At 61.8% G+C, this 20,352-nt stretch carries 15 protein-coding genes and 1 rRNA gene; 6 read left to right on the top strand and 10 right to left on the bottom strand.

The window, feature by feature from the left end:
* Positions 1–4: 4 nt before the first annotated feature.
* Genes ACUXAC_RS18350 through ACUXAC_RS18335 form a run of 4 tightly spaced genes read right to left on the bottom strand, consistent with a single transcriptional unit; the run spans position 5 to position 3,532 of the window.
* Entirely contained in the window at positions 5–790 is a 786-nt protein-coding gene (locus tag ACUXAC_RS18350) for an ABC transporter permease (protein WP_049201534.1), read from the bottom strand.
* A 17-nt stretch (positions 791–807) separates the two neighbouring features.
* Positions 808–1,653 carry an ABC transporter permease gene (locus tag ACUXAC_RS18345; protein WP_039569690.1) on the bottom strand — a complete coding sequence of 282 codons (846 nt, stop codon included), beginning with the start codon at positions 1,651–1,653 and terminating at the stop codon, positions 808–810.
* Positions 1,650–2,459: an alkaline phosphatase family protein gene (locus ACUXAC_RS18340; protein ID WP_064290475.1), complete on the bottom strand. Its 810-nt coding sequence runs from the start codon at positions 2,457–2,459 to the stop codon at positions 1,650–1,652. Before ACUXAC_RS18340 ends, ACUXAC_RS18345 begins: the two co-directional genes overlap by 4 nt.
* Positions 2,460–2,470: 11 nt before the next feature.
* Positions 2,471–3,532 carry an ABC transporter substrate-binding protein gene (locus tag ACUXAC_RS18335; RefSeq protein WP_004936660.1) on the bottom strand — a complete coding sequence of 354 codons (1,062 nt, stop codon included), beginning with the start codon at positions 3,530–3,532 and terminating at the stop codon, positions 2,471–2,473.
* 193 nt (positions 3,533–3,725) lie between these two features.
* On the opposite strand from ACUXAC_RS18335, the gene ACUXAC_RS18330 reads away from it, so the two are divergent.
* Positions 3,726–4,436, top strand: a complete 711-nt coding sequence (locus ACUXAC_RS18330) for a UTRA domain-containing protein (protein WP_060425131.1) — start codon at positions 3,726–3,728, stop codon at positions 4,434–4,436.
* Positions 4,437–4,473: 37 nt separating this feature from the next.
* Here ACUXAC_RS18330 and metH read toward each other — a convergent pair whose 3' ends face one another.
* Positions 4,474–8,169: a methionine synthase gene (gene metH / locus ACUXAC_RS18325; protein ID WP_147840682.1), complete on the bottom strand. Its 3,696-nt coding sequence runs from the start codon at positions 8,167–8,169 to the stop codon at positions 4,474–4,476.
* A gap of 196 nt (positions 8,170–8,365) precedes the next feature.
* Between metH and iclR the strand changes: the two genes are divergently transcribed.
* From iclR to ACUXAC_RS18300, 5 genes are all read left to right on the top strand, one after another.
* A complete protein-coding gene (gene iclR, locus ACUXAC_RS18320; protein ID WP_004936648.1) occupies positions 8,366–9,196 on the top strand; it encodes a glyoxylate bypass operon transcriptional repressor IclR in 831 nt (276 codons plus the stop codon).
* Between the two features lie 252 nt (positions 9,197–9,448).
* The gene (gene gntK / locus ACUXAC_RS18315) at positions 9,449–9,988 is read left to right on the top strand and encodes a gluconokinase (RefSeq protein WP_387445539.1); all 540 of its coding nucleotides are present in this window, start codon (positions 9,449–9,451) and stop codon (positions 9,986–9,988) included.
* Positions 9,985–11,322, top strand: coding sequence for a gluconate transporter (gntU, locus tag ACUXAC_RS18310; RefSeq protein ID WP_060425180.1), 1,338 nt, complete (start codon positions 9,985–9,987; stop codon positions 11,320–11,322). Before gntK ends, gntU begins: the two co-directional genes overlap by 4 nt.
* A gap of 98 nt (positions 11,323–11,420) precedes the next feature.
* A complete protein-coding gene (gene edd, locus ACUXAC_RS18305) occupies positions 11,421–13,235 on the top strand; it encodes a phosphogluconate dehydratase (RefSeq protein WP_387445535.1) in 1,815 nt (604 codons plus the stop codon).
* Positions 13,236–13,289: 54 nt separating this feature from the next.
* Entirely contained in the window at positions 13,290–13,931 is a 642-nt protein-coding gene (locus ACUXAC_RS18300; RefSeq protein WP_060440936.1) for a bifunctional 4-hydroxy-2-oxoglutarate aldolase/2-dehydro-3-deoxy-phosphogluconate aldolase, read from the top strand.
* Between the two features lies 1 nt (position 13,932).
* Here ACUXAC_RS18300 and aceK read toward each other — a convergent pair whose 3' ends face one another.
* The 5 genes from aceK to rrf form a co-directional block, all read right to left on the bottom strand.
* Positions 13,933–15,687: a bifunctional isocitrate dehydrogenase kinase/phosphatase gene (aceK, locus tag ACUXAC_RS18295; protein WP_169318806.1), complete on the bottom strand. Its 1,755-nt coding sequence runs from the start codon at positions 15,685–15,687 to the stop codon at positions 13,933–13,935.
* Between the two features lie 69 nt (positions 15,688–15,756).
* Entirely contained in the window at positions 15,757–17,064 is a 1,308-nt protein-coding gene (aceA, locus tag ACUXAC_RS18290; protein ID WP_060425046.1) for an isocitrate lyase, read from the bottom strand.
* A 41-nt stretch (positions 17,065–17,105) separates the two neighbouring features.
* Positions 17,106–18,704, bottom strand: a complete 1,599-nt coding sequence (gene aceB, locus ACUXAC_RS18285; RefSeq protein WP_049201549.1) for a malate synthase A — start codon at positions 18,702–18,704, stop codon at positions 17,106–17,108.
* Positions 18,705–19,078: 374 nt separating this feature from the next.
* Positions 19,079–20,008: a homoserine O-acetyltransferase MetA gene (gene metA, locus ACUXAC_RS18280; protein ID WP_049201551.1), complete on the bottom strand. Its 930-nt coding sequence runs from the start codon at positions 20,006–20,008 to the stop codon at positions 19,079–19,081.
* A 246-nt stretch (positions 20,009–20,254) separates the two neighbouring features.
* A 5S ribosomal RNA gene (gene rrf / locus ACUXAC_RS18275) occupies positions 20,255–20,352 on the bottom strand; the annotation flags it as partial.

The raw sequence follows: 20,352 nt of genomic DNA, 5'->3' as shown, positions 1-20,352 counted from the left end.
CGGGTTAACCCTTGTTTTTATTCAGCAGGTTCGCCAGCCAGGTGACGAGCAGTACCACGGCGAAATAGGAGATGACCAGCGCGCTGGTGAAATGCCCGCTGCCGTTGCGCATGTTGAACAGGTAGACCTGCAGCGTTTCATACTGGCTGCCCACCAGCAGGTTGGCGAACACGAACTCGCCGATCAGAAACGAGAACGACAGCAGCACGGCGATCGTTCCGCCCTTGCGCAGGTTCGGCAGCACCACCAGCAGCGCCGCCTGCCAGGTGCTGGCGCCGAGCAGGTGTGCGGCGTCCATCAGATCGCGCAGGTTGATCGCCTGCATGTTATTGCTGATGGCGCGGTAGATAAACGGCAGCGCGATGGTGAAATAGCAGCCCACCAAAATCCACGGAGTGCCGAGCAGCGGCAGCGGATCGGCGGCGAACAGCTGCATTAACCCCACCGCCGACACCACCGGCGGCACGGCGAACGGCAGCAGAATCAGCACGTTCATCACCGCGTCCAGCTTGGGAAAGTAGTAAGCGATCACAAACATCGCCGGCAGGATCACCACCACCGACAGCAGCAGCGTGCCGAAGCAGATCAACAGCGAGTGCCACAGCGCCTGCAAAAAGCGCGGGTCGCTCCACAGCGCCGTCAGCCACTTCAGGGTAAAACCGTCCGGCAAAATGGTGGCGCCCCACTGGGTGGCCAGCGCATAAATCAGCGTCGCCGCCAGCGGCAACAGCAGGATCAGCAGCAGCAGGCCGGTCACCGTGCGATGGTACAGGCGTTCAGCACGCGACATGAGCATTCTCCATCCGATTATGAGCGCGCATTGAGGTAGCTCCTGCGCAGCATCCATTGGTGGATCACCGTGATAAACGCCATCATCACCACCAGCAGCATCGCCAGCGCGCTGGCCAGGTTCGGATCGAGGGAGATGTCCCCCGCCACCAGCGCCGAGATACGGATCGGGATCACGTTGAAGTTGCCGGTGGTCAGCGCGTAGACCGTAGCGTAGGCGCCCAGCGCGTTAGCCAGCAGAATGACGAAGGTGCCCATCAGCGCCGGCGCCAGCACCGGCAGGCCGATATGCCGCCAGTAGCGCCAGGGACCGGCGCCGAGCAGCGCCGCCGACTCGCGCCAATCGGCGCGCAGCGCGTCGAACGCCGGATACAGCAACAGCACCCCCAGTGGGATCTGGAAGTAGGTATACAGCACGATCAGGCCGCTCTTCGAATAGAGGTTGAAACTCTCCATCAGACCGTATTTGCGCAGCAGCAGCGTCAGGCAACCGTTCAGCCCCAGCAGGATGACGAAGGCAAACGCCAGCGGCACCCCGGCGAAGTTGCTGGTCATGTTGGTGAACGACATCACGAAGTCATGAAATCGGGTCTGGCCGAGCTGGCGCAGCGAGTAACTGCCCACTAACGCAATCAGCAAGCCGTAGACGCTCGACCACAGCGAGATCTCCAGCGAGAACTGAAAGGCCTGCAGGTAGAACGGCGAGGTGAGGATATCGACATAGTTGCCCCATCCCCAGCCGCTGCTCTCACTGAAAAAGCTGTGAACGGCGATCCACACCAGCGGGGCGATCTGAAACGCGCCGAACAGCACGATAAACGGCAGCAGGCACAACGCGGCGATCCATTTGGTTTTGCCGTTCATCGCGCATCCTGCGCCAGCAGCGCCCGGCAGCGCGGCTTGTCGTGCGGTGCCTGCAGCAGATCGCAAATCGTGCCGCACAGCTCGGTTTGCTGCGGATCGGCGTCGTCCAGGCTGAAGCCCGTGCCGAACACGAACAGCGGCACCTGGCGCTCTTCCGGCAACACACCGCCGTGGCTGCGATCGTCGTTCATGCCATGGTCGGCAGTGACCAGCACCTGATAACCGGCGGCCAGCCACTCGGGCAGATAGCGCGACAGCGAACCGTCGGCGCGGCGTGCCGCATTGCGGTACTGCGGCGAAGAGAGGCCGAAGCGGTGCCCGGCGTCGTCGATGTTCATCGGATGGACCAGCAGAAAGTCCGGCTGATGACGCTGGCGCAGGCTTTCGGCGTCGTCGAACAGATGGCTGTCGGGATAGCCGTCGTCGTAATAGAAATGCCCGTGCTGGATCGGCAGCTCAGGCGCGTCGGTATGGCGGTCGCGCGCGGCGTCGAACGGCGTGCGGTTATACAATTCGCTGAACCAATGATACGCGGCGGCGGCGGTGGTCAGCCCGGCGGCGCGCGCGTAATGAAACACGCTTTGTTGATGAGAAAGGCGCGAGACGTGGTTGTGCACCACGCCGCTCTCCACCGGCGTGACGCCGGTGAGGATGCATTCATACAGCGGCCGGGAGAGCGAGGGCAGCTCGCTCTCCAGCAGGTACAACCGTCCGCGTCCCGCCGCGCATTCGGCCTGCAGATAGCCCATGGCGTCGTGCGCCACCCGGTAGTTGAGGCCGTCCAGCAGCACGAGGATCGTTTTCATGGTGCGTTAACTCACTGCTGCATAAACATAATGACGTTTTCCTGCCACAGACGCGGCAGCGCTTTGGCGCTCTGTTCCCAGGCCGCCGGATCGGCGATCGGGTGCGCGTTCTTGTACTGCTCGGCCGGCAGCAGCTTGGCCTTGACGTCGTCCGGCAGCGTCAGATGTTCGGCGCGGATCGGGCGGGCATAGCCGCGCGCCAGGTTGATCTGGCCGGCGTCGGAGAAGATGTATTCGCGCGCCAGCTTGGCGGCGTTCGGGTGCTTGGCGTATTTGTTGATGATGGTGGTGTAGCCGGAGGTGATCGAGCCGTCCGACGGGATCAGCACTTCAAAGCGGGTTTTGTCGATCTGGTCGCGGTAGTTCAGGCCGTTGAAGTCCCACACCACGCCGACCTGCACTTCCCCTTTCTCCAGCGATGCGATCACCGGGTTACTCAGGCTCAGGCGGCCGGCCTTGGCCAGCTTGCCGAAGAATTCCAGGCCCGGCTTGAGGTTTTTCTCGTTACCGCCCATGGCGTAGGTGGCCGCCAGCACGCCGCTGGCCGCCTGCGACGCAGTGCCGACGTCGCCGATGGTGACCTGATAGCTGCCCTTCAGCAGATCGGCCCAGCTGTGCGGGATATCTTTCACCTGCTGTTTATTGATGATGAAGGCGATGGTGCCGGTGTAAGCCAGCGCCCAGTGGCCGTCTTTGTCTTTCGCCCAGTCCGGCACCTGATCCCAGGTAGAGGGTTTGTACGGCTGCGTTACGCCCTTCTGCACCGCCACCGGGCCGAAGGCCGCGCCGACGTCACCGATGTCCGCCGTGGCGTTGTTCTTTTCCGCATCGAATTTGGCGATCTCCTGTGCGGAGCTCATGTCGGTATCGACATGCTTCAGGCCATATTTGCTCAACAGATCTTGCCAGGTGCCTTTCCAGTTGGCCCAGCTGTCCGGCATGCCGACGCTGTTGACTTCGCCTTCTTTTTTAGCGGCCTGCTCCAGCGCCGCCAGATCGGTATCCGCGGCCCAGCTCATCTGGCTGGATAACACGATGGCACTGGTTAACACAGAAGCGCACAAACGTTTCATAACTGATGCTCCAGGTGGTAGTGTGGGGATGGCTGGACTAGTCCAGCAAGGACCAAACCAATCTAACGGACGAATGTGATAATTATATGTCAGCTTAAAAAAGCGACAGTTTTATCACCCATTGCAACGGCGAAAACGCGACGCTGGTCTACCTTAAGGGAGGCCAAACGCACTGAAACGGGACACCCGCTGTATGAGTGAAGCACCGACGACCGTAGCGACCATCTGCCAAACGCTGAACGCCCGCATCACCGCAGGCGAGTTTGCCGTGGGCGGCAAGCTGCCCTCCGAACGCGCCCTGAGCGAACAGTTCGCCACGACCCGCATTACCTTGCAGGAGGCGCTCGGTCAGCTGGAGGCGCAGGGCGTCATCTACCGCCAGGTGCGGCGCGGCTGGTTCATCTCGCCCCCGCGTCTTATCTACAACCCGCTGCAGCGCAGCCATTTTCACGCCATGGCGCAGCAGCAGGGACGCGCCGCCCATACCGAGGCGATCGACAGCGCGCTAGTCACGCTCGACGCGCCGCTGGCCGGCCGCCTGGCGCTACCCCCCGGCGCCGAGGCCTATCGCATTCGCCGGCTGCGCTATATCGACGGGCGCGCGGTGCTGTACTGCGAGCACTACCTCAACCCGGCCTATTTCCCCGGCATTCTGGAGGAAGACCTGACCCAGTCGCTGACCGCGCTGTACGCCGCGCGCTACGGCATCCACTACGGGCGGGTGCGTTTCGACATGCTGCCCACCCTGCTGCCGCAGCAGGCCGCCGCCATGCTGAAGGTGACCTACGGCAGCCCGGCGCTGTTCATTACGCGGGTGAACCGCGATCAGCACGACCGGGTGATCGATTGCGACCTGGAGTATTGGCGTTACGATGCGCTGCACATCGACGTGGAAGCGCAGTAAATGACAAGGGCGCATCGCTGCGCCCTTAAAGAGGAAATCAGTCGGCGTCGTAGCCGAGGTTAGGCGCCAGCCAGCGTTCGACCTCGCTCACGCTCATCCCTTTACGCACCGCGTAGTCTTCCACCTGATCGCGCTGGATCTGCGCCACCGCGAAGTACTTGCTTTCAGGATGGCTGAAGTACCACCCGGACACCGCCGCCCCCGGCCACATGGCGAAGGACTCCGTCAGCTCCATGCCGGTGTGGCGGTTAACGTCCAGCAGCTGCCAGATGGTCGCTTTTTCGGTGTGCTCCGGGCAGGCCGGGTAACCCGGTGCCGGCCGGATGCCCTGATAGTTTTCGCGGATCAGCTCTTCGTTGCTCAGGCTCTCGTCGGCGGCATAGCCCCAGTGCAGCTTGCGCACCTGCTCATGCAGGTATTCGGCGAAGGCCTCCGCCAAGCGATCCGCCAGCGCTTTGACCATGATTTTGTTGTAATCGTCGTGCTGCGCGTCGTAGGCCGCCGCCAACGCGTCCTCCTCCAGCCCGCCGGTCACCGCGAAGGCGCCGAAGTAGTCGGCCTTGCCGCTGCTTTTCGGCGCCACGAAGTCCGCCAGGCAGTAGTTCGGGAAGTCGGTTTTTTCCGTCTGCTGGCGCAGATGGCGGCTCACCGCCAGCACCTCGTCACGCCGTTCGTCGCGGTATACTTCCACGTCGTCGCCGACGCGGTTGGCCGGGAACAGGCCGTAAACGCCGCGCGGGTTGAGGCTGCGCTCGGCGGCCAGCCGATCCAGCATCTGATTGGCGTCGTGGAACAGGCGCTTGGCCTCTTCCCCCACCACCTCGTCTTCCAGGATGCGCGGGTATTTGCCCGCCAGCGACCAGGTCATGAAGAACGGCGTCCAGTCGATGTAGTGGCGCAGCGTCTCGATGCCGGCCGCCACCGGGAACACGCCGAGCTGCCGCGGCGCCGGCGGCTGATAATCGGCCCAGTCCAGCGCCATGGCGTTGGCGCGCGCCTTCTGCAAATCGACCGGCGGCGTGCGCGGCTTTTTACGCGCGTGCTGAATGCGCACCGTTTCATACTCTTTGCGGGTGCGCGCCACAAACTCGTCGCGCTGGGTGGCGGACAGCAGCGCCGACACCACGCCCACGGTGCGCGAGGCGTTTTGCACGTAGGTGGTCGGGCCGCTGTAGTTCTGCTCGATTTTCACCGCGGTGTGCGCCTTGGAGGTGGTGGCGCCGCCGATCAGCAGCGGCAGGGTAAAGCCCTGGCGCTCCATCTCTTTGGCCACGTTGACCATCTCGTCGAGCGACGGCGTGATCAGCCCCGACAGGCCGATGATGTCCACGTTCTCCTCGCGCGCGGTGCGCAGGATTTTCTCCGTCGGCACCATCACGCCCAGATCGACGATTTCATAGTTGTTGCACTGCAGCACCACGCCGACGATGTTCTTGCCGATGTCATGCACGTCGCCCTTCACCGTCGCCAACAGGATTTTCCCCGCAGAGGTGCCCTGCTGCTTGCTGGCCTCGATGTACGGTTCCAGATAGGCCACCGCCTGCTTCATCACGCGGGCGGATTTCACCACCTGCGGCAGGAACATCTTGCCCTCGCCGAACAGATCGCCGACCACGTTCATCCCCGCCATCAGCGGCCCTTCGATCACTTCGATCGGGCGTTCGGCCTGCTGCCGCGCTTCTTCGGTGTCCAGCTCGATAAACTCGGTGATGCCCTTCACCAGCGAATACTCGAGCCGTTTCTCCACCGGCCAGCCGCGCCATTCGGCCTGCTGCACCGCCACGTCATTATCTTTGCTGCCGCGGTACTTTTCCGCCAGCTCCAGCAGGCGTTCGGTGCCGTCTTCGCGACGGTTGAGGATCACGTCCTCTACCGCCTCGCGCAGCTCGGTAGGCAGATCGTCATAAATCGCCAGCTGCCCGGCGTTGACGATGCCCATGTCCATGCCGTTGCGAATGGCGTGATACAGGAACACCGCGTGGATCGCTTCACGCACCGGATCGTTGCCGCGGAACGAGAACGACACGTTAGACACGCCACCGGAGATCATCGCGTGCGGCAGGTGGGTTTTGATATCGGCGCAGGCTTCGATAAAGTCGACGGCGTAGTTGTTGTGCTCTTCAATGCCGGTAGCGACAGCGAAAATGTTCGGGTCGAAAATGATGTCTTCCGGCGGGAAGCCGACGCGCTCGGTCAAAATTTTATAGGCGCGGCGGCAGATCTCGAACTTGCGCTCGCGGGTGTCCGCCTGCCCCACTTCGTCGAACGCCATCACTACCACCGCGGCACCGTAGCGGCGCACCAGTTTGGCGTGATGGATAAAGGCCTCTTCGCCCTCCTTCATCGAGATCGAGTTGACGATGCCCTTGCCCTGAATGCACTTCAGGCCTTTCTCGATAACGGACCACTTGGAGGAGTCGATCATGATCGGCACCCGGGCGATATCCGGCTCGCCGGCGATCAGGTTAAGGAAGCGCACCATCGCCGCTTCGGCGTCGAGCATCCCCTCATCCATGTTGATGTCGATGATCTGCGCGCCGCTCTCGACCTGCTGGCGCGCCACGTCGAGCGCCTCGCTGTATTTCTCTTCTTTGATCAGGCGTTTGAATCGCGCCGAACCGGTGACGTTGGTGCGCTCGCCGACGTTGACGAACAGGGTGTTGGCGTCGATGGTCAGCGGCTCCAGGCCCGCTAGGCGGCAGGCGACCGGGATCTCCGGCAGCCGGCGCGGCGGCACGCCTTCGACCGCGTTGGCCATCGCGGCGATATGTTCCGGCGTGGTGCCGCAGCAGCCGCCGATGATATTGAGGAAGCCGGCCTGCGCCCACTCCCCGACCTGGCGCGCCATCTCGGCTGCATCCAGATCGTACTCGCCGAAGGCGTTCGGCAAACCGGCGTTCGGGTGCGCGGTGACGTAGGTCTCCGAAATGCGCGCCAGCTCGGCGACGTACTGACGCAGTTCGTCCGGGCCCAGGGCGCAGTTCAGGCCGAAGGTCAGCGGCTTAACGTGGCGCAGCGAATTGTAAAACGCTTCGGTGGTCTGGCCGGACAAGGTGCGGCCGGAGGCGTCGGTGATGGTGCCGGAAATCATGATCGGCAGTTCCACCCCCAGCGCTTCGAATTCGGTTTCCACCGCAAAAGCGGCGGCCTTGGCATTCAGGGTGTCGAAGATGGTTTCGATCATGATCAGATCGACGCCGCCCTCCACCAGCGCACGCGTCGATTCGCGGTAAGCCGCCACCAGCTCATCGAACGAAATGTTGCGGAACGCCGGATCGTTGACGTTCGGCGAGATGGAGGCGGTGCGGTTGGTCGGCCCCAGCACCCCGGCGACGTAGCGCGGTTTTTCCGGCGTGCGCGCCGTCCACTCATCGGCGCAGGCGCGCGCCAGACAGGCGGCCTGATAGTTAATCTCGGCGGACAGCGACTCCATGTGGTAGTCGGCCATGGCGATGGAGGTGGAGTTGAAAGTATTGGTCTCAAGGATATCGGCGCCCGCCTCGAGATAGGCGTAATGAATGGCGGTGATCACTTCCGGCTTGGTCAGCACCAGCAGATCGTTATTGCCTTTCAGATCGCTGCGCCAGTCGGCGAAACGCTCACCGCGGAAATCGCGCTCGTCCAGACGGTAGCTCTGGATCATGGTACCCATGCCGCCGTCCAACACCAAAATGCGCTGCGCTAACTGGCGGCGCAGTTGTTCTACTCGATTCGTCACTGTAACCCCTTCCATTGCCATCCAGCCCATCGCTCAACTGCCGCAAAAACCAACGAGTCATCCTAGCACAGCTTGTAGGGACAAAGGGCCAGGCGACAATTGAGAGTTTTTCAGGTTGTGCGCCAACACCTCCGATGAGCTGGCGGCGACTTGCAATTCATCGACAAAAAACGAAAATGAATTCCATCATACGGAAAAAGGAATCTCACCCATGGCCACCCCTGCTCCCGCCAAACGCGGCAAGAAGCCCCGCGCAGCAGCCCCGGCCGCCAGTGCGGCGACCGGCCAGGTACAATCGTTGACCCGTGGCCTGAAGCTGTTGGAATACATTTCGGAAGCCCAGGGCAACGTGGCGCTGACCGATCTGGCGCAGCAGGCCGGCCTGCCGAATTCCACCACTCACCGCCTTCTCACCACCATGCAGCAGCAGGGATTCGTGCGCCAGGTCGGCGATCTCGGCCTGTGGACCATCGGCTCGCACGCCTTTGTGGTCGGCAGCAGCTTCCTGCAAAGCCGCAACCTGCTGGCGATGGTGCATCCGACGCTGCGGCGCCTGATGGAAGAGTCCGGCGAAACCGTCAACCTGGCGGTGCTGGATACCAGCGAGTACCAGGCAATCATCATCGATCAGGTGCAGTGTACGGCGCTGATGCGCATGTCGGCGCCGATCGGCGGTAAACTGCCGATGCACGCCTCCGGCGCCGGCAAGGCGTTCCTCGCCACCCTGCCGGACGATCAGGTGACCAAACTGCTGCACAAGAAAGGCATGCATACCTACACGCCGCACACCCTGACGCCGCACAACCTGAAAGAGGGGCTGGCGCAGATCCGCAAACAGGGCTTCTCCTTTGACGACGAAGAGCACGCGCTCGGCCTGCGCTGCGTGGCGGCCTGTATCTTCGACGAGCACCGTGAAGCCTTCGCCGCCATCTCCATCTCCGGCCCGGTGTCGCGCATCACCGACGATCGCGTGATCGAACTGGGGGCGCTGGTGATCCACGCGGCGAAAGAGATCAGCCTGGCCTACGGCGGCGTGCGCTGATCCTACCCCTCCGAGGGCGCCCCTGCGCGCCCTCTCTCCCGATTCCTTGCTCTGTTGTCAGCATGTAACAGGCTATCGGCATCCTGTTTAGCACACGGGAAAAAAGCTTGAAGCCGATCACAGTTAACGATCCTCACGGCGAAAGCCCATTGCAACCGCTCACACTTCCCTCGACAATGTTACCGATAACATGTTACCGGTAACAATCAAGCTGAACGAAGGTAACGTCACCCGGTGTTTTGGAGCCAAGCCATGATCAACAATCAAAATCGCATTTACGTCGTTATGGGCGTTTCCGGCAGCGGTAAGTCCGCCGTCGCCGCCGCCGCGGCCCGCCAACTCTCCGCCGGCTTCCTCGACGGCGACTTCCTGCATCCGCGCAGCAACATCCTGAAAATGGCCGCCGGCGACGCGTTGAACGACGACGATCGCGCCCCATGGCTGGCCGCGCTCAACGATGCCGCCTTTGCCATGCAGCACACCAACAACGTGTCGATCATCGTCTGCTCGGCGCTGAAAAAGCAGTATCGCGACCGCCTTCGCGCCGGCAACGGCAACCTGTCGTTTATCTACCTGCACGGTGAGTTCCCGGTGATCGAATCCCGCCTGGCGGCGCGTAACGGCCACTTCTTCAAACCGCAGATGCTGGTCACCCAGTTCGCCGCGCTGGAGCAACCGGGCGCCGACGAAAGCGACGTGATGGCGATCGACATCAACCAACCGCTGGACGCGGTGATCGCCGATACCGTGCGCCATATCCAGAGCTTCCTGCCGCAGGACGTGTGCGCGTGAGTACCGTTACGCTGGTCGGTACCGCAGTCGGCTCGGTTTTACTGCTGTTATTCCTGGTGATGAAGGCGCGCATGCACGCCTTCGTCGCGCTGATGCTGGTGTCCATCGCCGCCGGCATTTTCTCCGGCATGCCGCTGGACCATATCGCCGACACCATGCAAAAAGGCATGGGCGACACGCTGGGCTTTCTGGCGATCGTGGTGGCGCTGGGGGCGATGTTCGGCAAGATCCTGCATGAAGTCGGCGCGCTGGATCAAATTGCGGCGCAATTGCTGAAACGATTCGGACAAAGCAAGGCGCACTATGCGCTCGGCATCGCTGGCCTGATCTGCGCGCTGCCGCTGTTCTTCGACGTGGCAGTGGTGCTCCTGATCGGCATCGTGTTCGCCGTGGCGCGCCGCACCGACGGCAATATCGTCAAGCTGGCGATCCCGCTGTTCGCCGGCGTGGCCGCCGCCGCCTCCTTCCTGCTGCCGGGGCCGGTGCCGATGCTGCTGGCTTCGCAGATGAAGGCCGACTTCGGCTGGATGATCGCCATCGGCCTGGTGGCGGCGGTGATCGGCATGCTGATCGCCGGCCCGCTGTACGGCAGCTTTATCAGCCGTTTCGTCAACTGGCCAATGCCGCCGGAAGAGAACGAGCCGACGCTGACCAAGGGCAATCTGCCGTCATTCGGCTTCAGCCTGGCGCTGGTGCTGTGCCCGCTGGTGCTGGTCGGCATGAAAACCATCGGCGCGCGGCTGGTCACTCCGGGTTCACAGCTGCAGCAGTGGCTGGAGTTTATCGGCCACCCGTTCACCGCCATCCTGCTGGCCTGCCTGATCGTGATTTACGGCCTGGCGAAACCGCGCGGCATGAGCAACGAACAGACGCTGGCCATCTGCTCCGCCGCGGTGCAACCGGCCGGGATCATCCTGCTGATGACCGGCGCCGGCGGGGTGTTCAAACAGATCCTGGTGGATTCCGGCGTAGGGCCGGCGCTGGGTGACGCCATGATCGGCGCCGGCCTGCCGATCGCCGTGGCCGCCTTTGCGCTCTCCGCCATGGTGCGGGTGATTCAGGGCTCGGCCACCGTAGCCTGCCTGACCACCGTCGGCCTGGTACTGCCGGTCACCAGCCAGCTCGGATTGAACGGCGGGCAGCTGGCCGCGCTGGCTATCTGCATCGCCGGCGGCTCCATCGTGCTGAGCCACGTCAACGACGCCGGTTTCTGGCTGTTCGGCAAATTCACCGGCGCCAACGAACTGCAAACGCTGAAAACCTGGACGGTGATGGAAACGATTCTGGGCAGCGTCGGCGGCGCTATCGGCATGATGGCATTCACGATGTTTTAAATCCCAAATCGCCCCCGGCCTTGCACACCAGGGCTGCAAATCACCACCGGGGGCACCGCCACAGGCGGCGACTATAACAACAGCAATGTGAGGAAGGCATGATTAACCCAACCTTGTCCCGTGTCACACAGCGCATCACCCACCGTTCCCAGGCCAGCCGTGCCGCCTATCTGGCGCGTATCGAAGCGGCCCGTTCCCAAACCGTCCACCGCGCGCAGCTGGCCTGCGGCAACCTGGCCCACGGCTTCGCCGCCTGTCAGCCCGATGACAAGACGGCGCTGAAAAACATGGTGCGCAGCGATATCGCCATCATCACCGCCTATAACGACATGCTGTCGGCCCACCAGCCGTACGAACACTACCCGCAGCGGCTGAAACAGGCGCTGCAGGCGGTGGGCGCCGTGGGCCAGGTAGCCGGCGGCGTGCCGGCGATGTGCGACGGCGTGACGCAGGGGCAGGACGGCATGGAGCTGTCGCTGATGAGCCGTGACGTGATCGCCATGTCGGCCGCCGTCGGCCTGTCGCACAACATGTTCGACGGCGCGCTGTTCCTCGGCATCTGCGACAAGATCGTGCCCGGGCTGGTGATGGCCGCCCTCTCCTTCGGCCACCTGCCCGCGCTGTTCGTGCCGGCCGGCCCGATGAGCAGCGGTTTACCCAACAAGGAAAAGGTGCGCGTGCGCCAGCTGTACGCCGAGGGCAAGGCCGATCGTCTGGCGCTGCTGGAAGCCGAGGCCGCGTCCTATCACGGCATCGGCACCTGCACCTTCTACGGCACCGCCAACACCAACCAGATGGTGATGGAAGTGATGGGCCTGCACCTGCCGGGCGCCTCTTTCGTACATCCGGACACGCCGCTGCGCGACGCGCTGAACGACGCCGCCGCGCGCCAGGTGACGCGACTGACCGACACCGCCGGCAACTACCTGCCGATCGGCCGCCTGGTGGACGAGAAAGTGGTGGTAAACGGCATCGTCTCGCTGCTGGCCACCGGCGGCTCCACCAACCTGACCATGCATCTGGTGGCGATGGCGCGCGCAGCGGGCATCATCATTACCTGGGACGATTTCTCGGAACTGTCGGAGGCGGTGCCGCTGCTGTGCCGCATCTATCCGAACGGCCCGGCCGACATCAACCAGTTCCAGGCCGCCGGCGGCGTGCCGCTGGTGGTGCGCGAGCTGCTGCAACATGGGCTGCTGCACGAAGACGTGCACACCGTGGCCGGTTTCGGCCTGCACCGCTACACCCAGGAACCCTGGCTGGATAATGGCCAGCTGGTGTGGCGTGAAGGCGTGGCCGGTTCGCTCGAAGCCAGCGTGATCGCCAGCGTCGCTCAGCCGTTTGAGCATCACGGCGGCACCAAAGTGATGGCCGGCAATCTAGGCCGTGCGGTGATGAAAACCTCAGCGGTGCCCGCCGACAACCAGATTATCGAAGCGCCGGCGGTGGTGTTCGACAGCCAGCACGACATCGTGCCGGCGTTCGAAGCCGGCAAGCTGGATCGCGATTGCGTGGTGGTGGTGCGCTTCCAGGGGCCACAAGCCAACGGCATGCCGGAGCTGCACAAGCTGATGCCGCCGCTGGGCGTGCTGATGGATCGCGGCTTCAAAGTGGCGCTGGTGACCGACGGCCGCCTGTCAGGCGCCTCCGGCAAGGTGCCTTCCGCCATCCACGTCACCCCGGAAGCCTATACCGGCGGCCTGCTGGCGAAAGTGCGCGACGGCGATCCGATCCGCGTCAACGGCCGCAGCGGCGAGCTGCAGGTGCTGGTCGACGCCGACGAACTGGCCCAGCGCGCGCCATGCCAGCCCGATCTGAGCGCAGAACACATCGGCTGCGGCCGCGAGCTGTTCGGCGCGCTGCGCAGCCAGCTGTCCGGCGCCGAGCAGGGCGCCTGCTGCATCAAATTTTAATCGATAGCCTGGCCGCATCGCCGCCTGGCGGCGGCCACAGAGGAGAACGTCATCATGAACCAATGGAAAACAAGTGCCGAGCAGATCCTGACGGCGGGGCCGGTGGTGCCGGTCATCGTGATCAACAAGCTGGAACATGCGGTACCGCTGGCGAAAGCGCTGGTCGCCGGCGGCGTGCGGGTGCTGGAAGTGACGCTGCGCACCGCCTGTGCCATGGACGCCATTCGCGCCATCGCCCAAGAAGTGCCGGAAGCGATCATCGGCGCCGGTACCGTGATCAATCCCCAGCAGCTGCGTGAAGTGACCGAGGCCGGTGCGCAGTTCGCCATCAGCCCAGGATTGACCGACGAGCTGCTCAAGGCAGCCATCGCCGGTTCCATTCCCTTAATCCCAGGCATCAGCACCGTTTCCGAGCTGATGCTGGGCATGGATTACGGCCTGCGTGAGTTTAAATTCTTCCCGGCGGAAGCCAATGGCGGCGTAAAAGCGCTGCAGGCGATCGGCGGCCCGTTCCCGCAGGTGCGCTTCTGCCCGACCGGCGGTATCTCGCCGGACAACTACCGCAGCTACCTGGCGCTGAAAAGCGTGCTGTGCATCGGCGGCTCCTGGCTGGTGCCGGCGGACGCGCTGGAAAGCGGCGACTACGCCCGCATCACCGAACTGGCGCGCGCCGCCGTCGCGGGTGCCCAGGCCTGATTTACATCGCAGCGGTGGCGGCCGGCAGCGCCGCCCCGCTGCGCTGGCTGAACCGCTGCTTCTTGCGGTAAGCGAACACGTCTTCCACGTGCCCCTCGCGGATGCGCTGCTGCAACCCGCGCCAATACTCAGCGGTAAACAGATCGCTGTGCAACTCCTCAAACACCTGCCGAATGCGCCGATCGCCGCACAGGAAGTGGCGGAACTCCTCCGGGAACACGTCATTGGGCGCGATGCTGTACCACGGCTCGCTGGCCAGCTCGTCCTCCGGATAACGCGGCGGCGGAATGTCGCGGAAGTTAACCTCGGTCATGTAGCAAATTTCGTCGTAGTCGTAGAACACCACCCGCCCGTGGCGCGTCACGCCAAAGTTCTTGAACAGCATGTCGCCGGGGAAGATATTGGCGGCGGCCAGCTGCTTGATGGCATTGCCGTACTCTTCGATCGCATCGCGCATCTGCTGGTCGTTGGCCTGCTCCAGATACAGGTTCAGCGGCGTCATGCGCCGTTCCATATACAGGTGCTTGATCACGATGCGATCGCCGAGATCTTCCAGTTTGCCCGGCACTTCGCGCTGCAGTTCCACCAACAGCGCCGGGCTGAGGCGCGCCTTGTCGACGACGAAATTCTCGTACTCCTGGGTATCCGCCATGCGCCCGACGCGATCGTGCTCTTTCACCAGCTGATAGCAGGCCATCACCTGCGCCTGCGTCACCTCTTTTTGTGGGGCGAACTCGTCCTTGATCACTTTGAATACCCGATCGAAGGACGGCAAGGTGAACACCAGCATCACCATGCCCTTCACCCCCGGCGCGATGATAAATTGCTCCTGCGACTGCGCCATAAAGGTCAGGTATTCGCGATAGCATTCGGTTTTGCCGTGCTTCTGGCAGCCGATCGCCATGTACAGCTCGGCGGTGGTCTTGCCCGGCAGGATCTCGCGCAGCCACTCCACCATCGCCGCCGGCAGCGGCGCGTAGACCATGAAATAAGAACGGGCGAAGCCGAAGACGATGCTGGCCTCGGCCTTACCGGTCAGGCAGGCGTCGATAAACAGCGCGCCCGATTCGCTGTGGTGGATAGGCAGCAAGAACGGATAAACACCGTCGGCCAGGCGCAGCTTGCCGACCAGCCAGGCGGCCTTGTTGCGGTAGAACAGTTCGTTGGCGATCTGGAAGGTTGCCCCCGCCAGCTGCTGTGCGCTGAAGGCGCGTTGCAGCGCCTGAGTGATGTAGCGAATATCGCGCGTCAAATCCTCCCACGGCAGCCGCAGCGGCAGATCGCTCAGTACGCTGCGCAGCATCGCCGGCAGATCGCCATTGGGCGTGAAATCGCGCGCCAGCGGACGCGGGATGTCGCGAAAGCGCCGCTCCGGCTGCGAACTGAAGACGAACAGCTTGTCTGGCGTCAGATCGCGGTGCTTGAACAGCCGGCAGTAGACCGAGTTAAAGAAGCTTTCGGCGATCTCGAAACGCGGATAGTCCGGCAGCAGGTCGATATAGACCGCTTTGACCCGGCTGGGGAAGTCGGCGTCGAAGTATTTCTGCCCGGTGATGCATTTGAGCTGCTCCACCACCAGGCCGACGTGATGGTCGTACAGATGGATGCGCTTTTTCATCGCCTGCTGCACCGCCGGCCAGTCCGCCTGCTCGAAGCGCTGCTGCGCGCCGGCGGTCACTTCCAGAAAGCGGCCGTACTGCGCATCGAAGCCCTGCAGGATCGTCTGTGCGATCAACAACTCCAGTTTTGCCGCCATCCTTACCCCCGCCAGAAAAAGAAGCCTGCGCATGCAGGCTCCGGGTGAAACGTCTTCAAGCTTGCCGCATCAGAACTGCTGTTCTTCCGTCGAACCGGTCAGCGCGGTGACCGAAGAGGCGCCGCCCTGAATGATGGTGGTGACCTTGTCGAAGTAGCCAGTGCCCACCTCTTGCTGGTGCGACGCGAAGGTGTAGCCGCGATCCACCGCGGCGAACTCCGCCTGCTGCACCTTCTCGACGTAGTGTTTCATGCCCTCGCCCTGCGCATAGGCGTGCGCCAGGTCGAACATGTTGAACCACATGCTGTGGATGCCCGCCAGCGTAATGAACTGATACTTGTAGCCCATGTCCGACAGCGCCTGCTGGAAGCGGGCGATGGTCTGGTCGTCGAGGTTCTTCTTCCAGTTGAACGACGGCGAGCAGTTGTAGGCCAGCAGCTTGCCCGGGTATTTGGCGTGGATGGCGTCGGCGAAGCGCTGAGCGGCATCCAAATCCGGCGTTGAGGTTTCGCACCACACCATATCCGCGTAAGGAGCATAGGCCAGGCCGCGGCTGATCGCCTGCTCGACGCCGGCATGGGTGCGGAAGAAGCCTTCCGCCGTGCGCTCGCCGGTGACGAAGGCGCTGTCATACGGATCGCAATCGGAGGTCAGCAGGTCGGCCGCATCGGCGTCGGTACGGGCGATCACCAGCGTCGGCACGCCAAGCACGTCAGCCGCCAGGCGTGCGGCGACCAGTTTCTGGATCGCTTCTTGTGTCGGCACCAGCACTTTGCCACCCATATGGCCGCATTTCTTCACCGCCGCCAGCTGGTCTTCAAAGTGCACCCCGGCGGCGCCGGCGGTGATCATCGCTTTCATCAGCTCGAAGGCGTTCAGCACGCCGCCGAAGCCGGCTTCCGCATCGGCGACGATCGGCAGGAAATAATCGGTGTAGCCTTTGTTGCCCGGCTCAATCTGGTTAGCCCATTGGATCTGATCGGCGCGGCGGAAGGTATTGTTGATGCGCTCGACGACCTTCGGCACCGAGTCCACCGGATACAGCGACTGGTCAGGGTACATGGCCGCCGCGCTGTTGGCGTCCGCCGCCACCTGCCAACCGGACAGGTAGATAGCCTCGACGCCGGCTTTGGCCTGCTGCAGCGCCTGGCCGCCGGTCAGCGCGCCCAGGCAGTTCACGTAGCCTTTGCGCGCCTTGCCGTTCAACAATGCCCACAGTTTGGCGGCGCCGTTTTGCGCCAGGGTGCATTCCGGGTTGACCGAACCGCGCAGGTTGATCACGTCTTCGGCGCTGTAAGGGCGGGTAATGCCTTCCCAACGGGCCGATTTCCATTCCTGTTCCAGCTGCTGGATCTGTTGAGAGCGAGAGGTAGACATAATTTTTATCCTTTCAGTCGTGTAGGGTTGATTGGGAAAACTCAGGCCAGCAGCTCATAGCCGGGCAGCGTCAGGAAATCGATTAATTCATCTTGCGTGGTGATGCGCTCCATCAGGCGCGCCGCCTCTTCGAACCGGCCGGCGTTAAAGCGCGCTTCCCCCACTTCTTCACGCACCACCAACATCTCTTCTTGCAGCATCTGGCGGAACAGCGCCTTGGTGACCGGGCGCCCGTCGCTCAGGCTCTTCTCGTGGTGGATCCACTGCCAGATTGACGTACGGGAGATTTCCGCCGTCGCCGCATCTTCCATCAAACCGTAAATCGGCACGCAACCGTTGCCGGAGATCCAGGCTTCGATGTACTGCACCGCCACGCGGATATTGGCGCGCATCCCCGCCTCGGTGCGTTCGCCGTCGCACGGTGCCAGCAGCTGTGCGGCGCTGATCGGCGCGTCTTGCTCACGCAGCACCTCCAGCTGGTTTTGGCGATCGCCCAATGCTTTGCCAAATACCTCCATCACCGTATCCGCCAGCCCCGGGTGCGCCACCCAGGTGCCGTCGTGGCCGTTGCTGGCCTCCAGCTCTTTGTCCGCCCGTACCTTATTCAACACCCAGTCATTTTTCTCGGCGTCTTTGCTCGGGATAAACGCCGCCATACCGCCCATGGCGAACGCGCCGCGCTTGTGACAGGTTTTGATCAACAGACGCGAATAGGCGCTGAGGAAAGGTTTCTCCATGGTCACCGACTGACGATCCGGCAGCACGCGATCGCCATGATTCTTCAGCGTTTTGATGTAGCTGAAGATGTAATCCCAGCGGCCGCAGTTCAGGCCGACGATGTGGTCGCGCAGGTGGTAGAGAATTTCGTCCATCTGGAACACCGCCGGCAGGGTTTCGATCAGCACGGTCGCTTTGATGGTGCCGCGCGGCAGATCGAAACGATCCTCGGTAAAGCTGAAGACATCACTCCACCAGGCCGCCTCTTCCCAGGACTGGGTTTTCGGCAGATAGAAATACGGCCCGCTGCCCTTGGCCAGCAGCTGGCGATAGTTGTGGTAGAAGTACAGCGCGAAATCGAACAGGCCGCCGGGAATGGCTTCATCACGCCACAGCACGTGTTTTTCCGGCAAATGCAGGCCGCGCACGCGAGCGATCAATACCGCCGGGTTCGGTTTCAGCTGGTAGATTTTGCCTGCTTCATTGGTGTAGGAAATGGTGCCGTTAACCGCATCGTGCAGGTTAATTTGGCCGTCGATGACTTTGTCCCAGCTTGGCGCCAGCGAGTCTTCGAAGTCCGCCATGAATACTTTTACGTTGGCATTAAGCGCATTGATCACCATCTTGCGCTCAACCGGCCCGGTGATCTCGACCCGGCGGTCACGCAAATCTTGTGGAATGCCGCGGATCTGCCAGTCACCTTCACGAATGGAAGTGGTTTCCGAAATAAATCCCGGCAGTTCGCCGCGATCGATATTTTGCTGCCAGCGGACACGCGCCGCCAGCAGCTCGTTGCGCCGCGGCGTGAATTTCCCCACCAGTTCCGCCAGGAATTCAACCGCTTCATCGGTCAACACCTGGCGCTCCGCTGCGGCGAAACCCTGCGTAAACCTTAACTCCGTGCCTGCTATCTGTTGTGTCATGACCTTGCTCCTTCCCATCGTTGCGCTCGCGCGACCGGCGCATTTTCATCAGAAATCACTGTGGATCAGGGTGGATGAAACGATCCTCAACTGGTCAGATCTCATCCCGATAGCTCTAAGAATACTCAACAAAAAATAAAAATCAAAAACCATTTCCATTTTATTATTAAATATTTTATTAACACTTTATTATCAATTGGTTAGATAAAATAACAATAATGACAGGTAAGGAAATCGCTTCCATCAGAGTGATAAAGATGCGCTAACGCCTTGTTTAACAATGGACTTTAAGGAGGTGTGACGGAGAAAAAGAGGATCGTTCAGAGGATCAACGGCGCGGCGGCCTCGATTCAGCCGCCGGCGAGCAGAAAAAATCAGTCGAGCGTCGGATTCATATGGCGCAGATCATACGGCGTGATCTGGTAGACGTAATAATTGAGCCAGTTGGAAAACAGCAGATGGCCATGGCTGCGCCAGGTGGCTTTCGGTGTCAGTGCGGGGTTGTCATCGGGGAAGTAGTTGAGTGGAACGGCGGGATCGAGGCCGGCTTCGTTGTCGCGACAATACTCTCCTGCCAGGGTCAGCGTATCGTATTCCGGATGGCCGGTGACAAACGCCAGGCGCTTGTCCTTGCTGGCAAACAGGTAGGCGCCAGCCTGCTCGGATTCGGCCAGAACATCCAGGTCGGTATATTGACGAATCACCTCGGTCGGGAAATCGGCATAGCGTGAATGCGGCGCCAGGAAGCTTTCGTCGAAGCCGCGTGTCAGCAACGCATGCTGCTGCAGCGTTTGGTGCGGATAAACGCCGGAGAGCTTCACCTCGCGCGTCATCTTGGGAATGCCATACAGAATATTCAACGCCGCCTGTACCGCCCAGCACACGAACAGCGTGGAGGTAACGTGGTGCTTGGCCCAGTCGATCACGCGTTCGATCTGCGGCCAGTAGGCAACATCGCAGAAATCGACCAGCCCCAATGGCGCGCCGGTAACGATCAAACCATCGAAGTTCTCGTTCTGGATATCCTCGAAGTCGCAGTAGAAGTTATTCAGATGCTCGGCCGGCGTGTTCTTCGATTCGCGGCTATCGATACGCAGCAGCTGGATATCAATCTGCAGCGGCGAGTTGGACAGCAGGCGCAAAAACTGGTTTTCCGTTTCGATCTTCTTTGGCATCAGGTTGAGGATCAGCACTTTCAGTGGCCTGATTTCCTGTGTTTTTGCCCGCGAGGATGTCATCACGAAGACATTCTCACCGCGCAAGAAATTGACCGCAGGTAACTCATCAGGAACACGAATCGGCATTGCTTAACCCTCACACATCCATTTATACGTTTAGACTTCTAGATGCCCGAAGATAGCGTTTTTTTCCGTCGATGTCGAGCATTCGGCGGAAAGGTGAAAATGTTTCATTGCGCGCTCTGCGCCAAGATATGAGGAGCGGGAGTAAAGGAACTGAAAAGCAAAAAGGCCACGCTCGTGCAGAACGCCAGATAACAGACAAAACAAAAAGCCCCATGCTTTCGCATGAGGCTTGTTGTTTTATTTGATGCTTGGCAGTGTCCTACTCTCGCATGGGGAGACCCCACACTACCATCGGCGCTACGGCGTTTCACTTCTGAGTTCGGCATGGGGTCAGGTGGGACCAC

The organism is Serratia sp. 121840015-1 (genome assembly GCF_053627655.1).
The sequence above is the reverse complement of the archived record's forward strand: the minus strand, read 5'-3'. Positions and strand labels throughout refer to the sequence as shown.

What these genes read in the sequence shown, in the direction of transcription:
- ACUXAC_RS18350 (WP_049201534.1), bottom strand. Translation starts at nt 790, where the DNA reads ATGTCGCGTGCTGAACGCCTGTACCATCGCACGGTGACCGGCCTGCTG.
- ACUXAC_RS18345 (WP_039569690.1), bottom strand. Translation starts at nt 1,653, where the DNA reads ATGAACGGCAAAACCAAATGGATCGCCGCGTTGTGCCTGCTGCCGTTT.
- ACUXAC_RS18340 (WP_064290475.1), bottom strand. Translation starts at nt 2,459, where the DNA reads ATGAAAACGATCCTCGTGCTGCTGGACGGCCTCAACTACCGGGTGGCG.
- ACUXAC_RS18335 (WP_004936660.1), bottom strand. Translation starts at nt 3,532, where the DNA reads ATGAAACGTTTGTGCGCTTCTGTGTTAACCAGTGCCATCGTGTTATCC.
- ACUXAC_RS18330 (WP_060425131.1), top strand. Translation starts at nt 3,726, where the DNA reads ATGAGTGAAGCACCGACGACCGTAGCGACCATCTGCCAAACGCTGAAC.
- metH (WP_147840682.1), bottom strand. Translation starts at nt 8,169, where the DNA reads ATGGAAGGGGTTACAGTGACGAATCGAGTAGAACAACTGCGCCGCCAG.
- iclR (WP_004936648.1), top strand. Translation starts at nt 8,366, where the DNA reads ATGGCCACCCCTGCTCCCGCCAAACGCGGCAAGAAGCCCCGCGCAGCA.
- gntK (WP_387445539.1), top strand. Translation starts at nt 9,449, where the DNA reads ATGATCAACAATCAAAATCGCATTTACGTCGTTATGGGCGTTTCCGGC.
- edd (WP_387445535.1), top strand. Translation starts at nt 11,421, where the DNA reads ATGATTAACCCAACCTTGTCCCGTGTCACACAGCGCATCACCCACCGT.
- ACUXAC_RS18300 (WP_060440936.1), top strand. Translation starts at nt 13,290, where the DNA reads ATGAACCAATGGAAAACAAGTGCCGAGCAGATCCTGACGGCGGGGCCG.
- aceK (WP_169318806.1), bottom strand. Translation starts at nt 15,687, where the DNA reads ATGGCGGCAAAACTGGAGTTGTTGATCGCACAGACGATCCTGCAGGGC.
- aceA (WP_060425046.1), bottom strand. Translation starts at nt 17,064, where the DNA reads ATGTCTACCTCTCGCTCTCAACAGATCCAGCAGCTGGAACAGGAATGG.
- aceB (WP_049201549.1), bottom strand. Translation starts at nt 18,704, where the DNA reads ATGACACAACAGATAGCAGGCACGGAGTTAAGGTTTACGCAGGGTTTC.
- metA (WP_049201551.1), bottom strand. Translation starts at nt 20,008, where the DNA reads ATGCCGATTCGTGTTCCTGATGAGTTACCTGCGGTCAATTTCTTGCGC.